This window comes from Pseudomonas sp. NPDC012596 (assembly GCF_042902325.1).
Lineage (GTDB): Bacteria > Pseudomonadota > Gammaproteobacteria > Pseudomonadales > Pseudomonadaceae > Aquipseudomonas.
The window spans coordinates 172,002-185,730 of record NZ_JBIBEB010000004.1 but is presented as its reverse complement, the minus strand read 5'-3'; the positions used below and the strand labels follow the sequence as shown (position 1 = coordinate 185,730).

Annotated in this window: 10 protein-coding genes; all 10 read left to right on the top strand. The window is 62.4% G+C overall.

Annotated features, from left to right (window positions below; genetic code table 11):
* The first annotated feature begins 371 nt into the window (after positions 1-371).
* The 10 genes from arcD (at position 372) to ACFY68_RS07160 (ending at position 13,720) form a co-directional block, all read left to right on the top strand.
* On the top strand, positions 372-1,799 hold the full coding sequence (arcD, locus tag ACFY68_RS07205) for an arginine-ornithine antiporter (protein ID WP_387525000.1): 1,428 nt from the start codon (positions 372-374) through the stop codon (positions 1,797-1,799).
* Positions 1,800-1,832: 33 nt separating this feature from the next.
* A complete protein-coding gene (gene arcA / locus ACFY68_RS07200; protein ID WP_346611924.1) occupies positions 1,833-3,086 on the top strand; it encodes an arginine deiminase in 1,254 nt (417 codons plus the stop codon).
* A 69-nt stretch (positions 3,087-3,155) separates the two neighbouring features.
* Positions 3,156-4,166 (top strand): ornithine carbamoyltransferase, encoded by a 1,011-nt coding sequence (locus ACFY68_RS07195; protein WP_012270693.1) that lies wholly within the window; start codon positions 3,156-3,158, stop codon positions 4,164-4,166.
* Between the two features lie 84 nt (positions 4,167-4,250).
* Positions 4,251-5,180, top strand: a complete 930-nt coding sequence (arcC, locus tag ACFY68_RS07190; protein WP_346611925.1) for a carbamate kinase — start codon at positions 4,251-4,253, stop codon at positions 5,178-5,180.
* 55 nt (positions 5,181-5,235) lie between these two features.
* The gene (locus ACFY68_RS07185) at positions 5,236-5,604 is read left to right on the top strand and encodes a DUF5064 family protein (protein WP_387524996.1); all 369 of its coding nucleotides are present in this window, start codon (positions 5,236-5,238) and stop codon (positions 5,602-5,604) included.
* Positions 5,605-5,771: 167 nt separating this feature from the next.
* On the top strand, positions 5,772-7,280 hold the full coding sequence (locus ACFY68_RS07180; protein WP_387524993.1) for a sigma-54-dependent transcriptional regulator: 1,509 nt from the start codon (positions 5,772-5,774) through the stop codon (positions 7,278-7,280).
* Positions 7,281-7,433: 153 nt separating this feature from the next.
* Positions 7,434-8,639, top strand: coding sequence for a sodium/glutamate symporter (gene gltS, locus ACFY68_RS07175; RefSeq protein WP_387524990.1), 1,206 nt, complete (start codon positions 7,434-7,436; stop codon positions 8,637-8,639).
* Positions 8,640-8,951: 312 nt separating this feature from the next.
* Complete coding sequence (gene gcvH / locus ACFY68_RS07170) at positions 8,952-9,335, top strand: glycine cleavage system protein GcvH (RefSeq protein WP_387524987.1); 384 nt, start codon at positions 8,952-8,954, stop codon at positions 9,333-9,335.
* A 10-nt stretch (positions 9,336-9,345) separates the two neighbouring features.
* Positions 9,346-12,201 carry an aminomethyl-transferring glycine dehydrogenase gene (gcvP, locus tag ACFY68_RS07165; RefSeq protein ID WP_387524984.1) on the top strand — a complete coding sequence of 952 codons (2,856 nt, stop codon included), beginning with the start codon at positions 9,346-9,348 and terminating at the stop codon, positions 12,199-12,201.
* A 142-nt stretch (positions 12,202-12,343) separates the two neighbouring features.
* Positions 12,344-13,720: an L-serine ammonia-lyase gene (locus tag ACFY68_RS07160; RefSeq protein ID WP_387524981.1), complete on the top strand. Its 1,377-nt coding sequence runs from the start codon at positions 12,344-12,346 to the stop codon at positions 13,718-13,720.
* The last annotated feature ends 9 nt before the right edge of the window (positions 13,721-13,729 follow it).

Genomic DNA, 13,729 nt, shown 5'->3' with positions numbered 1-13,729 from the left:
TATAAACAAGGCTACTTATAAGAGACAAAGCCATTAAAGCTATAGCACTCATAACTCCTTTGTCTATACCTGCCTGCTGACAAAAACGCATGTCCTTCAGGCAACTTTTATCTTCCGGATTTGTTGAGAAATATTTGCGAAAACGGCAGAAGCGACTAGCTTCTAAAGCTCGCAGGCTGAAACAGAGCGTTTGCTCTAGATGTACATGGAGGTGCCAGCGCACGTGGCCTGTAGCAAGGCTGTCGGCACTCTCCAGGAGTCATGTGAAGGAAATTTCCTACTTCACACGCCATGAACTGATCCACGTCAGGTTATGGCTCGGGCGACGGATTTATTCTGTTGTCAACTTTCTCCTGGTACGGAGTTGTTAAATGTCTGATTCATCTGGAAAACTAAAACTTGGCGCACTAGTTGCCCTCGTCGTCGGCTCCATGATTGGCGGCGGCATCTTCTCGCTTCCACAAAACATGGCGGCCAGCGCGGGCGTGGGTGCTGTACTGATTGGCTGGGCGATCACTGCCGTCGGCATGCTGACACTGGCGTTCGTGTTCCAGACCCTGGCCAACCGCAAGCCTGACCTGGACGGGGGTGTCTACGCCTACGCCAAGGCCGGCTTCGGCGACTACATGGGCTTCTCATCAGCCTGGGGGTATTGGATCAGTGCCTGGCTGGGCAACGTCGGTTACTTCGTACTGCTGTTCAGCACCCTCGGCTACTTCTTCCCGATCTTCGGTGAAGGCAACACCCCGGCCGCCATCATCGGTGCGTCGATCCTGCTGTGGGCCGTGCACTTCCTGGTACTGCGTGGCATCAAGGAAGCGGCGTTCATCAACCTGGTCACCACCGTGGCCAAGGTCGTGCCGCTGGTACTGTTCGCGCTGATCTGCCTGTTCGCCTTCAGGCTCGACATCTTCACCGCCGACATCTGGGGCACCGGCACGCCGGAACTTGGCAGCGTGATGAACCAGGTGCGCAACATGATGCTGGTCACCGTCTGGGTGTTCATCGGCATCGAGGGCGCGAGCATCTTCTCGTCCCGTGCGGAAAAACGCGCCGACGTCGGCAAGGCCACGGTCATCGGCTTCATCACCGTGCTGCTGTTCCTGGTACTGGTCAACGTGCTCTCGCTGGGCGTGATGACCCAACCGGAACTGGCCAAGCTGCAGAACCCATCGATGGCGGCTGTGCTTGAGCACGTGGTTGGCCACTGGGGTGCGGTACTGATCAGCGTCGGCTTGATCATCTCGCTGCTGGGTGCCCTGCTGTCGTGGGTGCTGCTGTGCGCCGAGATCATGTTCGCGGCAGCCAAAGACCACACCATGCCGGAATTCCTGCGCCGCGAAAACGCCAACCAGGTACCGGCCAATGCGCTGTGGCTGACCAACGCCATGGTGCAGATCTTCCTGGTGATCACGCTGTTCTCGGCCAGCACCTACCTGTCGCTGATCTACCTCGCCACCTCGATGATCCTGGTGCCCTACCTGTGGTCGGCGGCCTACGGCTTCCTGATGGCACTGCGCGGCGAAACCTACGAAAACGCTGCCGGCGAGCGCAGCAAAGACATGTTCATTGGCGCTGTCGCCCTCGTGTATGCCATCTGGCTGCTGTATGCCGGTGGCACCAAATACCTGCTGCTCTCGGCCCTGCTGTATGCCCCTGGCGTGATCCTGTTCGCCAAGGCCAAACATGAAATCGGCCAACCGATCTTTACCAACGTGGAAAAACTGATCTTCGCAGCCGTGGTCATCGGCGCCCTGGTGGCGGCCTATGGTCTGTACGACGGTTTCCTGACCCTGTGACCCACGTCTTTGCACCAAATGGAGGATTGAACAATGTCCGCTGAAAAACAGAAGTACGGTGTCCATTCCGAAGCCGGCAAGCTGCGCAAAGTGATGGTCTGCTCGCCGGGCCTGGCGCACAAGCGCCTGACCCCAAGCAACTGCGACGAACTGCTGTTCGATGACGTGATCTGGGTAGATCAGGCCAAGCGTGACCATTTCGACTTCGTCACCAAGATGCGCGAGCGCGGCGTGGATGTGCTGGAGATGCACAACCTGCTGACCGACATCGTGCAGGACAAGGAAGCACTGAAGTGGATCCTCGACCGCAAGATCACCCCAGACACCGTTGGTGTCGGCCTGACCAACGAAGTGCGCAGCTGGCTTGAAGGTCTCGAACCTCGCCACCTGGCGGAGTTCCTCATCGGCGGCGTGGCCGGCCAGGACCTGCCGCAGAGCGAAGGCGCCGATGTGGTCAAGATGTACAACGACTACCTGGGCCACTCCAGCTTCATTCTGCCGCCACTGCCCAACACCCAGTTCACCCGTGACACCACGTGCTGGATCTACGGTGGTGTGACGCTGAACCCGATGTACTGGCCAGCGCGACGCCAGGAAACCCTGCTGACCACCGCCATCTACAAGTTCCACAAGGAATTCACCAATGCCGACTTCGAGGTCTGGTACGGCGACCCGGACAAGGAGCACGGCAACGCCACCCTCGAAGGCGGTGACGTGATGCCGATCGGCAAAGGCATCGTGCTCATCGGCATGGGCGAGCGCACCTCGCGCCAAGCCATCGGCCAGCTGGCGCAAAACCTGTTCGCCAAAGGCGCAGTCAAGGAAGTCATCGTCGCCGGCCTGCCGAAATCTCGTGCGGCCATGCACCTGGACACCGTGTTCAGCTTCTGCGACCGCGATCTGGTGACCGTCTTCCCCGAAGTCGTCAACGAAATCGTGCCCTTCATCATCCGCCCGGACGAAAGCAAGCCGTACGGCATGGATGTGCGCCGCGTGAACAAGTCGTTCATCGAGGTGGTGGGCGAGCAACTGGGCGTCAAGCTGCGGGTGGTCGAGACCGGCGGCAACAGCTTCGCCGCCGAGCGCGAGCAGTGGGATGACGGCAATAACGTGGTGGCGATGGAGCCCGGCGTGGTCATTGGCTACGACCGCAACACCTACACCAACACCCTGCTGCGCAAGGCCGGGATCGAGGTCATCACCATCAGCGCCGGCGAGCTTGGCCGGGGCCGTGGCGGCGGCCACTGCATGACCTGCCCGATCGTCCGCGACCCAATCGACTACTAACGACCATACGCCCGGCCGCGCCCACGAAGCGGCGGCCGGGGCCCTCACCGAATTCAAGGAGATACAGTCATGGCGTTCAACATCCATAACCGCAACCTGCTCAGCCTCGAACACCACACCACGCGCGAACTGCGCTACCTGCTGGACCTGTCCCGCGACCTCAAGCGCGCCAAGTACACCGGCACCGAGCAGCAGCACCTGAAGGGCAACAACATCGCCCTGATCTTCGAAAAAACCTCCACCCGCACCCGCTGCGCCTTCGAAGTCGCCGCCTATGACCAGGGCGCCAACGTCACCTACATCGACCCCAACTCCTCGCAGATCGGCCACAAAGAGAGCATGAAGGACACCGCCCGCGTGCTCGGGCGCATGTACGATGCCATCGAGTACCGTGGCTTCAAGCAGGAAATCGTCGAAGAGTTGGCCAAGTTTGCCGGCGTGCCGGTGTTCAACGGCCTGACCGACGAATACCACCCCACCCAGATGATCGCCGACGTGCTGACCATGCGTGAGCACAGCGACAAGCCGCTGCACGACATCAGCTACGCCTACCTGGGCGACGCCCGCAACAACATGGGCAACTCGCTGCTGCTGATCGGTGCCAAGCTTGGCATGGATGTGCGTATTGCCGCGCCCAAGGCGCTGTGGCCGCATGACGACCTGGTCGAGCGCTGCAAGAAGTACGCTGAGGAAAGCGGCGCTCGTATCACCCTCACCGAAGACCCGAAAGCCGCGGTCAAGGGCGTGGACTTCGTGCATACCGACGTCTGGGTGTCGATGGGTGAGCCGATCGAAGCCTGGGGCGAGCGTATCAAGCAGCTCAAGCCTTACCAGGTGAACGCCGAACTGATGAAGTCCACCGGCAACCCACGGACCAAGTTCATGCATTGCCTGCCGGCCTTCCACAACTCCGAGACCAAGGTCGGCAAGCAGATCGCCGAGCAGTATCCGGACCTGGCCAATGGCATCGAAGTCACCGACGACGTGTTCGAATCGCCGGCATGCATCGCCTTCGAGCAGGCGGAAAACCGCATGCACACCATCAAGGCGATCCTGGTTTCAACCCTGGCTGATCTCTGATAAGCACCTCGATAGCGTGGGGCCGGCAAGCCGGCTCCCACACAGAAACGAGGCGCTACCCCCATCTTCGCAAAGGACATTCCCATGCGTATCGTTGTTGCATTGGGCGGCAACGCCCTGCTGCGCCGCGGCGAGCCCATGACCGCTGACAATCAGCGCGCCAATATCCGCACCGCCACCGAGCAGATCGCCAAGATTCACCCGGGCAACGAATTGGTCATCGCCCACGGCAACGGCCCCCAGGTGGGCCTGCTGTCGCTGCAGGCGCTGTCCTATAAACCCGATGAAGCCTACCCGCTGGACGTGCTCGGTGCCGAAACCGAAGGCATGATCGGCTACATGATCGAACAGGAACTGGGCAACCTGCTGGCGTTCGAAGTGCCGTTCGCCACCCTGCTCACCCAGGTTGAAGTCGACGCCAACGACCCGGCCTTCAAGGACCCAACCAAGTTCATCGGCCCGGTCTACAGCAAGGAAGAAGCCGAACGCCTGGCCAAGGAAAAGGGCTGGGTGGTCAAGGCTGACGGCGACAAGTACCGCCGCGTGGTGGCCAGCCCGAAACCCAAGCGCATTTTCGAGATCCGCCCGATCAAGTGGCTGCTGGAAAAAAACAGCATCGTGATCTGCGCAGGCGGTGGCGGCATCCCCACCATGTACGATGAGAACCGCAAGCTCAAAGGCATCGAAGCGGTGATCGACAAGGACCTGTGCTCGGCACTGCTGGCCGAGCAATTGGAAGCCGACCTTCTGATAATCGCCACCGACGTCGATGCGGCGTACGTTGACTGGGGCAAGCCTACACAAAAGGCCATTGCCCAAGCCCACCCCGACGAACTCGAACGCTTAGGGTTTGCCGCCGGCTCCATGGGGCCGAAGGTACAGGCTGCCAGTGACTTTGCCCGCGCCACCGGCAAAGTGGCGGTGATCAGCTCGCTGGAAAACATCGAGGACATCGTCAAAGGCACCGCCGGCACACGCGTTTCCACGGCCAAGCCAGGTCTGAGCTACCGTTGAATGCAGTAGGCGGGCGCTGGCTGCCCGCCATTTTCGACCTCCGGAGGACGCCGCCATGGCTCAGTTTCAACCCGGTCACGTGCATATCGAGCGCACGGCGCTGAACAGCGCCGACCACAGTTACGACCTCAACATCGAGTACGAAGCGACGCAAGATCCCAAAGAAGGCCGCGGCATACAGTTCCACATGCATGGCAGCATCGAAAGCAAGACGGTTGATGAAAAGTTCTTTCTGCCCAAGGACCAGGTGCTGCCCAGCTTCCTGATGGTGATGAGCCGCAAGGCCCAGGCCCACCTCGCCCCGCCCAAGAAATTCGAAACCCTCAGCTCACCGCACAAGATCTACGACGCGATGTTCGAAGACATCCGCGCCAAGCTGGATGTGAAGTCTGGCGACTCGATCAAGCCAGAACATCTCGAGTGATCCCCTTCGCGGGGCAAGCCCGCTCCCACAGATACTCCGCTGCACTTGAATACAGCGCAGTACCTGTGGGAGCGGGCTTGCCCCGCGAAGGGACCACCGCTCAGCTTTGGCCAGAACCCCGTATCAGGGCATACTGAGGCCCTCCCCGGCCACAACCCACCTCCCCCATGCGCATCCACGTCAGCTTCATCGACCGCGTCGGCATCACCCAGGAAGTCCTCGCCCTGCTCGGTGCCCGCAACCTCAACCTGGACGCCGTGGAGATGGTCCCGCCGAACGTCTACATCGACGCCCCGACCCTCAGCCCCGCCGTGCTCGAAGAGCTGCACGACGCACTGTTCGAAGTGCGGGGCGTACAGTCGGTGGACGTGGTCGACATCCTCCCCGGCCAGCGCCGCCACCTGCAGCTGGACGCCCTGCTGGCCGCCATGAGTGACCCGGTGCTGGCTGTGGACAGTGCCGGCCAGGTATTGCTGGCCAACCCCGCACTGATCGCCCTGTGCGGCCGCGAATCTGCCGGGCGTTCAGTCGGCGAACTGTTCGGCGACCCCGGCCTGTTGCAGGCATTGCTGGACAACAACTTCCACCTGCCGATGCGCGAGATGCAGCTCAACGGCCAGAGCCTGCTGCTGGATGCCACGCCCATCACCAACGCCGGCGGCCTGTTGACCCTGTACCCGCCCAACCGCATGGGCGAACGCCTGTCGGCCCTGCACCACGACCATGCCGAAGGCTTCGATGCACTGCTCGGGGATTCCCCGGCGATTCGCACCCTCAAGGCCCGGGCGATGCGCGTGGCCGCCCTCGACGCACCGCTGTTGGTGCATGGCGAGACGGGCACCGGCAAGGAGCTGGTAGCCCGCGCCTGCCATGCCATCAGCAGCCGGCACGCCGCGCCATTCCTCGCCCTCAATTGCGCCGCGCTGCCCGAAAGCCTGGCCGAGAGCGAACTGTTCGGCTACGCCCCAGGCGCCTTCACCGGCGCCCAGCGGGGTGGCAAGCCCGGGCTGATGGAGCTGGCCAACCAGGGCACGGTGTTTCTCGACGAGATCGGCGAGATGTCGCCGTACCTGCAGGCCAAACTGTTGCGGTTTCTCAGCGACGGCAGCTTCCGCCGCGTGGGCGGCGACCGTGAGGTAAAGGTCGATGTACGCATCATCAGCGCCACCCACCGCGACCTGGAACGCATGGTCGCCGAGGGCACCTTCCGCGAGGACCTGTTCTACCGCCTCAACGTGCTCAACCTGCAGGTGCCACCGCTGCGTGACCGCGGCCAGGACATCCTCATGCTCGCGCACTACTTCATGCAGCAGGCCTGCACGCAAATCCAGCGCCCCGCCTGCCGCCTGACCCCGGCGACCCACTCGGCAATGCTGGCCAACCCTTGGCCGGGCAACGTGCGCCAACTGCAGAACGTGATCTTCCGCGCGGCGGCCATCTGTGAAAGCAACCTGGTGGACATCGGTGACCTCGACATTGCCGGCACCTCGGTCGCGCGTGGGGTGGAGGGTGAGGTGGGGAGCCTGGAGCAGGCAGTGGGTGATTTCGAGCGCGAGCTGTTGCAGCGCTTGTATGCCAGTTACCCCTCTACGCGCCAGTTGGCCGGGCGGCTGCAGACCTCTCATACCGCCATTGCCCAGCGGTTGCGCAAGTACGGTATTCCAGGCAAAGCCTGAAGTGCCTGATGCACGCCTTCATTTCAACAAGGTGAAATCCCGACGTTATTCAGAATTCTCCTAGCCGTAGCGTGCTGACATTGCCCCTAAACTCGCCCACCCCAGGCGACCCCCTGCAGTGTTCGCCTCTATATAGAGCAAAGAGTAACCTGAATGCTTGCACTCGATTTCTACGGCACACTGGTGGCCGCTTCCCTGGTGCTTCTACTAGGGCGTGGCCTTGTTACACGCGTTGGTTTCTTGCGTACCTACAACATTCCCGAACCGGTCGCCGGAGGTTTGGTGGTTGCCCTGCTGCTATTGGGCCTGCGTGCATTGGACCTGCACGTGCAGTTTGATACTTCATTGCAAACACCCTTGATGCTGGCGTTTTTTGCCACCATCGGTTTGAGTGCCGACATCGCCAGCCTGAAAAAAGGCGGCCGCATTGTCGGTATATTCCTGCTGGCGGTGACCGGGCTACTGCTGGCGCAGAACGCGATGGGCATTGCCCTGGCAAAAGCGTTGGGGCTCGATCCCTTGATGGGTTTGCTGTCCGGGTCGATTTCCTTGTCGGGCGGCCACGGCACGGGCGCTGCGTGGGGTGCCACCTTCAGTGAGAAATACGGCCTGGCGTCTGCCAGTGAACTGGCACTGGCGGCAGCCACGTTTGGCCTGGTGCTGGGCGGCCTGATTGGCGGGCCGGTCGCACGGCTGCTCATCAAGCGCGTGCAAACCCCAGGCATGGAACAGGAAATACCGCGTACTCCCAAGGGCTTTGAACAGCCCAACACAGAACGTCTGATCACGCCCTCCACAATGATCGAAACCCTTGCGCTGATCGCAGTCAGCCTGATGGGAGGCTCCTTGCTGAACAGCATGCTCCACGGTACAGCGTTGGAGTTGCCGACATTCGTTTGCGTACTGTTCGTGGGGGTCTTGTTGCGCAACGGGCTTTCATTGCTAGGTGTGTATCAGGTCTTCGAGCGTGAAGTTTCAGTACTGGGGAATGTCAGCTTGTCGCTGTTCCTGGCTATTGCGCTGATGTCGCTAAAATTGTGGGACCTGGCCGCACTGGCTCTGCCGTTCTTCGTTCTACTGGCCGCGCAAACATTGGTGATGGCGCTGTTCGCGATTTTCGTGACGTTCAGAATCATGGGCAGCAACTACGATGCAGCGGTCCTGGCAGCAGGGCACTGTGGTTTCGGGCTCGGTGCCACACCTACTGCGATCGCCAACATGCAGGCTGTGACGCAGCGCTTCGGGCCGTCGCAGATCGCTTTCCTGGTGGTACCGATGGTTGGGGCGTTCTTTATCGATATCATCAATGTGATTGTGATCAAGCTGTACCTGGCGCTGCCTTTCTTCGTCGCCCTTTGACGGCTGGTATTCGGACCAAGGGCCCTGTCGCGAAGCATCGCGCACAGGGCCGTACCGAAAACGATACATCGTATCGAATTCAATACACCCCTATTCCAGTCATCGTGGACAAGGGTTTGATCCTCCGAACCTTTTCGTCTTCGCTCGTTCTGTAGCGTTTTCATTCCAAATTATTGATCGCATGCTTAGGTGATTGTCTTATCTAATTGATTTTTAACGTTTTTTTCTTAGTGGCCGCATTTTTGCTTAGGGAACCTCAACCCAAGAGCGCGTACCCACCGCGCCCAACGCCCTGCTTCCCGAGGATTTCCCATGAGCGAGTTGCGTTTCACCGAAGATCACGAATGGCTGCGCGTCGAAGCCGACGGCAGCGTCACCGTAGGCATCACCGCCTACGCCCAGAACGCCCTCGGCGATGTGGTCTACGTGCAACTGCCGGACCTGCAGCAATACGAAAAAGGTGCCGAAGCCTCCACCGTCGAGTCGGTCAAAGCCGCCAGCGGTGTATACATGCCGCTGACCGGTGAAGTGGTCGCTGTCAACGATGGGCTCAATGACCGCCCGGAGCTGGTCAATGAAGACCCGCTGGGCGAAGGCTGGTTCTTCCGCTTCATCCCGGCTGACATGAGCGAAGTAACCGCCCTGCTCGACCAGGACGCATATGACCGCCTGATCAAAGCCAACGACGACGCCTGAGGACCTGAACATGACCATCAACCTCGGCACCGCCAACGAATTCATCGCCCGCCACATCGGCCCACGCGCCGCTGATGAGCAGGCCATGCTGGCCACCCTGGGCTTCGACACGCTGGAGGCCATGACCGCCGCTGTCATCCCCGACAGCATCAAAGGCACCAGCGTACTCGGCTCGCAAGACGGCCAGAGTGAAGCTGATGCCCTTGCCGCACTGAAGGCCATCGCCAGTAACAACCAGCTTTTCAAGAACTACATCGGCCAGGGCTACTACAACACCCACACCCCAGCACCGATCCTGCGCAACCTGCTGGAAAACCCAGCCTGGTACACCGCCTACACCCCATACCAGCCAGAGATTTCCCAAGGCCGCCTGGAAGCCCTGCTGAACTTCCAGACCTTGATCAGCGACCTGACCGGCCTGCCGATCGCCAACGCCTCCCTGCTCGACGAAGCTACTGCCGCAGCCGAGGCCATGACCTTCTGCAAGCGCCTGTCGAAGAACAAGGCCAGCCATGCCTTCTTCGCCTCCGTGCACTGCCACCCGCAGACCCTCGACGTACTGCGTACCCGTGCCGAGCCGCTGGGCATCGAGATCGTGGTCGGCGACGAGCGTGAACTGGGCGACGTCAGCGCCTTCTTCGGTGCACTGCTGCAATACCCGGCCAGCAATGGTGAAGTGTTCGACTACCGCGAGCTGGTCCAGCGCCTTCACGCCGCCAACGCGCTGGTGGCCGTTGCTGCCGACCTGCTGGCCCTGACCCTGCTGACCCCGCCGGGCGAGTTCGAGGCCGACGTGGCCATTGGCAGCGCCCAGCGCTTTGGCGTGCCACTGGGCTTTGGTGGCCCGCACGCGGCCTACTTCGCCACCCGTGACGCCTTCAAACGCGACATGCCGGGCCGCTTGGTCGGCGTGTCGATCGACCGCTTCGGCAAGACTGCCCTGCGCCTGGCCATGCAGACGCGCGAACAGCATATCCGTCGCGAGAAGGCCACCAGCAACATCTGCACCGCCCAGGTGCTACTGGCCAACATCGCCAGCATGTTCGCCGTGTACCACGGCCCTGCCGGCCTCAAGCGCATCGCCGAGCGTACCCACGCGCTGACAGCAATTCTCGCCGCCGGCCTGAAAACCCTGGGCGTGGAGGTGGTCGGCGACACCGCCTTCGACACCCTGACCCTGGCCACCGGCAGCGCCACTGCCAGCCTGCACGACAAGGCTCGCGCCCAGCGCATCAACCTGCGCCAGATCGACGCCGCCCACCTGGGCCTGTCGCTCGACGAAACCAGCACCCAGGCCGATGTCGAGGCGCTATGGCAGCTGTTCGCGGGCGAACAGGCGCAACCCGACTTCACCGCCGTGGCCGCCAGCACCGGCTCGCGCCTGCCGGCCGCCCTGCTGCGCCAGTCGGCGATCCTAGAACACCCGGTGTTCAACCGCTACCACAGCGAAACCGAGCTGATGCGCTACCTGCGCCGCCTGGCCGACAAGGACCTGGCGCTGGACCGCAGCATGATCCCGCTGGGTTCGTGCACCATGAAGCTCAATGCCGCCAGCGAAATGATCCCGGTGACCTGGGCCGAATTCGGCAACCTGCACCCGTTCGCCCCGGCTGAGCAAAGCCAGGGCTACCAGCAGATGACCACCGAGCTGGAAGCCATGCTATGCGCCGCCACCGGCTATGACGCCGTGTCGCTGCAGCCCAACGCCGGTTCACAGGGCGAGTACGCAGGCCTTCTGGCCATCCGTGCCTACCACCGCAGCCGCGGCGACAGCCATCGCGACATCTGCCTGATCCCTTCTTCGGCCCACGGCACCAACCCGGCGACTGCGCACATGGCGGGCATGCGTGTGGTGGTCACCGCCTGTGACGCGCGTGGCAACGTCGATGTAGAGGACCTGCGCGCCAAGGCCATCGAGCACCGCGAACGCCTGGCGGCAATCATGATCACCTACCCGTCCACCCACGGCGTGTTCGAGGAGGCGATCGGCGAGATCTGCGCGATCATCCATGACAACGGCGGCCAGGTGTACATCGATGGCGCCAACATGAATGCCATGGTCGGCCTGTGCGCCCCGGGCAAGTTCGGCGGCGACGTTTCCCACCTGAACCTGCACAAGACCTTCTGCATCCCCCACGGCGGTGGCGGCCCAGGCGTTGGCCCGATTGGCGTCAAGTCGCACCTGGCACCGTTCCTGCCGGGCCACGCGCAGCTGGAAAACCGCGAGGGCGCCGTCTGCGCCGCGCCGTTCGGCAGTGCCAGCATCTTGCCGATCACCTGGATGTACATCCGCATGATGGGCGGTGCCGGCCTCAAGCGCGCCTCGCAGATGGCGATCCTCAACGCCAACTACATCGCCCGCCGGCTGGAAGAGCACTATCCTGTTCTGTATACCGGTGGCAATGGCCTGGTCGCCCACGAGTGCATCCTCGACCTGCGCCCGCTCAAGGACACCAGCGGCACCAGCGTCGATGACGTTGCCAAGCGCCTGATCGACTTCGGCTTCCACGCCCCGACCATGTCATTCCCGGTGGCCGGTACGCTGATGATCGAACCGACCGAAAGCGAAGCCAAGGAAGAGCTGGACCGCTTCTGCGACGCGATGATCCAGATCCGCGAAGAGATTCGCGCCGTGGAAAACGGCAGCCTGGACAAGGACGACAACCCATTGAAGAACGCGCCGCATACCGCAGCCGAGCTGGTGGGCGAGTGGGCACATGGCTACAGCCGCGAGCAGGCCGTATACCCGCTGGCGAGCCTGGTGGAAAGCAAGTACTGGCCGCCGGTGGGCAGGGTCGACAACGTGTTTGGTGACCGCAACCTGGTGTGCGCCTGCCCGTCGATCGAGAGCTATCAGGACGCCTGACCAGGCTCTGCGGCCTCATCGCCGGCAAGCCGGCTCCCACAGGGTCTCCAGTGCTTCCCAGACTGGTGCAGTACCTGTGGGAGCTGGCTTGCCAGCGATCGAGTGCGCAGCACTCGCCTTTACTCTCCGGAGGGAACAAGCAATGTCCCTGAGCGTCTTCGACCTGTTCAAGATCGGCATCGGCCCCTCCAGTTCCCACACGGTCGGCCCGATGCGCGCCGCCGCGCGCTTCGCCGAAGGCCTGCGCCGTGACGGCCTGCTGGCCAGCACTGTCAGCGTCAAGGCCGAGCTGTATGGCTCGCTGGGCGCCACCGGCAAGGGCCACGGCAGCGACAAGGCGGTGTTGCTCGGCCTTGAAGGCGAGCACCCCGACACCGTCGATACCGAATCCATCCCCGCCCGCCTGCAGGCCATCCGCAGCAGCGGCCAGCTGCACCTGCTCGGCGAACACCAGATCGCCTTCGTCGAGAAGCAGCACCTGGCGCTGATCCGCAAACCGCTGGCGTATCACCCCAACGGCATGATCTTCCGAGCCTTCGACGCCGCCGGATTGCAAATCCGCAGCCGCGAGTACTACTCGGTCGGCGGGGGTTTCGTGGTCGACCAAGATGCCGCCGGGCAGGACCGCATCGTCGAGGACAGCACCGTATTGACCTACCCGTTCACCACGGCCAAGGCGCTGCTCGGGCATTGCACCGCGCAGCACTTGTCGGTGAGCCAGGTGATGCTGGCCAACGAGGCCGCTTGGCGCCCGGAGGCCGAAACACGTGCCGGCCTGCTGCGGATCTGGCAGGTGATGCAGGACTGCGTCGAGGCCGGCTACCGGCATGAGGGCATCCTGCCCGGCGGGCTCAAGGTCAAGCGCCGCGCGCCGGCCCTGTACCGCCAACTCAGCCAGCACCCGGAAGCCAACCTGCGCGATGCGTTGTCGGTATTGGACTGGGTCAACCTGTACGCCCTCGCGGTAAACGAGGAAAACGCCTACGGCGGGCGCGTGGTCACCGCACCGACCAACGGGGCGGCGGGCATCGTCCCGGCAGTGCTGCACTACTACATGCGCTTCGTCCCGGGTGCCAGTGAGGACGGCGTGGTGCGCTTTCTGCTCACCGCTGCGGCGATCGGCATCCTGTACAAGGAAAACGCCTCGATTTCCGGGGCCGAGGTCGGCTGCCAGGGCGAGGTCGGCGTGGCCTGCTCGATGGCCGCCGGGGCCTTGTGCGAAGTGATGGGCGGCAGTGTGCAACAAGTGGAGAACGCCGCCGAGATTGGCATGGAACACAACCTCGGCCTGACCTGCGACCCAATTGGCGGGCTAGTCCAGGTGCCTTGCATCGAGCGCAACGCCATGGGCTCGGTGAAGGCCATCAACGCGGTGCGCATGGCCTTGCGCGGCGACGGGCAGCATTACGTGTCGCTAGACAAGGTCATCCGCACCATGCGCCAGACCGGCGCCGACATGAAAAGCAAATACAAGGAGACCGCCCGCGGCGGTCTGGCCGTCAACATCATCGAATGTTGACCCGACACT

Bases quoted from the DNA above. Each gene is read 5' to 3' on its own strand.
- arcA (WP_346611924.1), top strand. From the start codon at position 1,833: ATGTCCGCTGAAAAACAGAAGTACGGTGTCCATTCCGAAGCCGGCAAG.
- gltS (WP_387524990.1), top strand. From the start codon at position 7,434: ATGCTTGCACTCGATTTCTACGGCACACTGGTGGCCGCTTCCCTGGTG.
- ACFY68_RS07160 (WP_387524981.1), top strand. From the start codon at position 12,344: ATGTCCCTGAGCGTCTTCGACCTGTTCAAGATCGGCATCGGCCCCTCC.
- ACFY68_RS07180 (WP_387524993.1), top strand. From the start codon at position 5,772: ATGCGCATCCACGTCAGCTTCATCGACCGCGTCGGCATCACCCAGGAA.
- arcD (WP_387525000.1), top strand. From the start codon at position 372: ATGTCTGATTCATCTGGAAAACTAAAACTTGGCGCACTAGTTGCCCTC.
- gcvH (WP_387524987.1), top strand. From the start codon at position 8,952: ATGAGCGAGTTGCGTTTCACCGAAGATCACGAATGGCTGCGCGTCGAA.
- gcvP (WP_387524984.1), top strand. From the start codon at position 9,346: ATGACCATCAACCTCGGCACCGCCAACGAATTCATCGCCCGCCACATC.
- arcC (WP_346611925.1), top strand. From the start codon at position 4,251: ATGCGTATCGTTGTTGCATTGGGCGGCAACGCCCTGCTGCGCCGCGGC.
- ACFY68_RS07195 (WP_012270693.1), top strand. From the start codon at position 3,156: ATGGCGTTCAACATCCATAACCGCAACCTGCTCAGCCTCGAACACCAC.
- ACFY68_RS07185 (WP_387524996.1), top strand. From the start codon at position 5,236: ATGGCTCAGTTTCAACCCGGTCACGTGCATATCGAGCGCACGGCGCTG.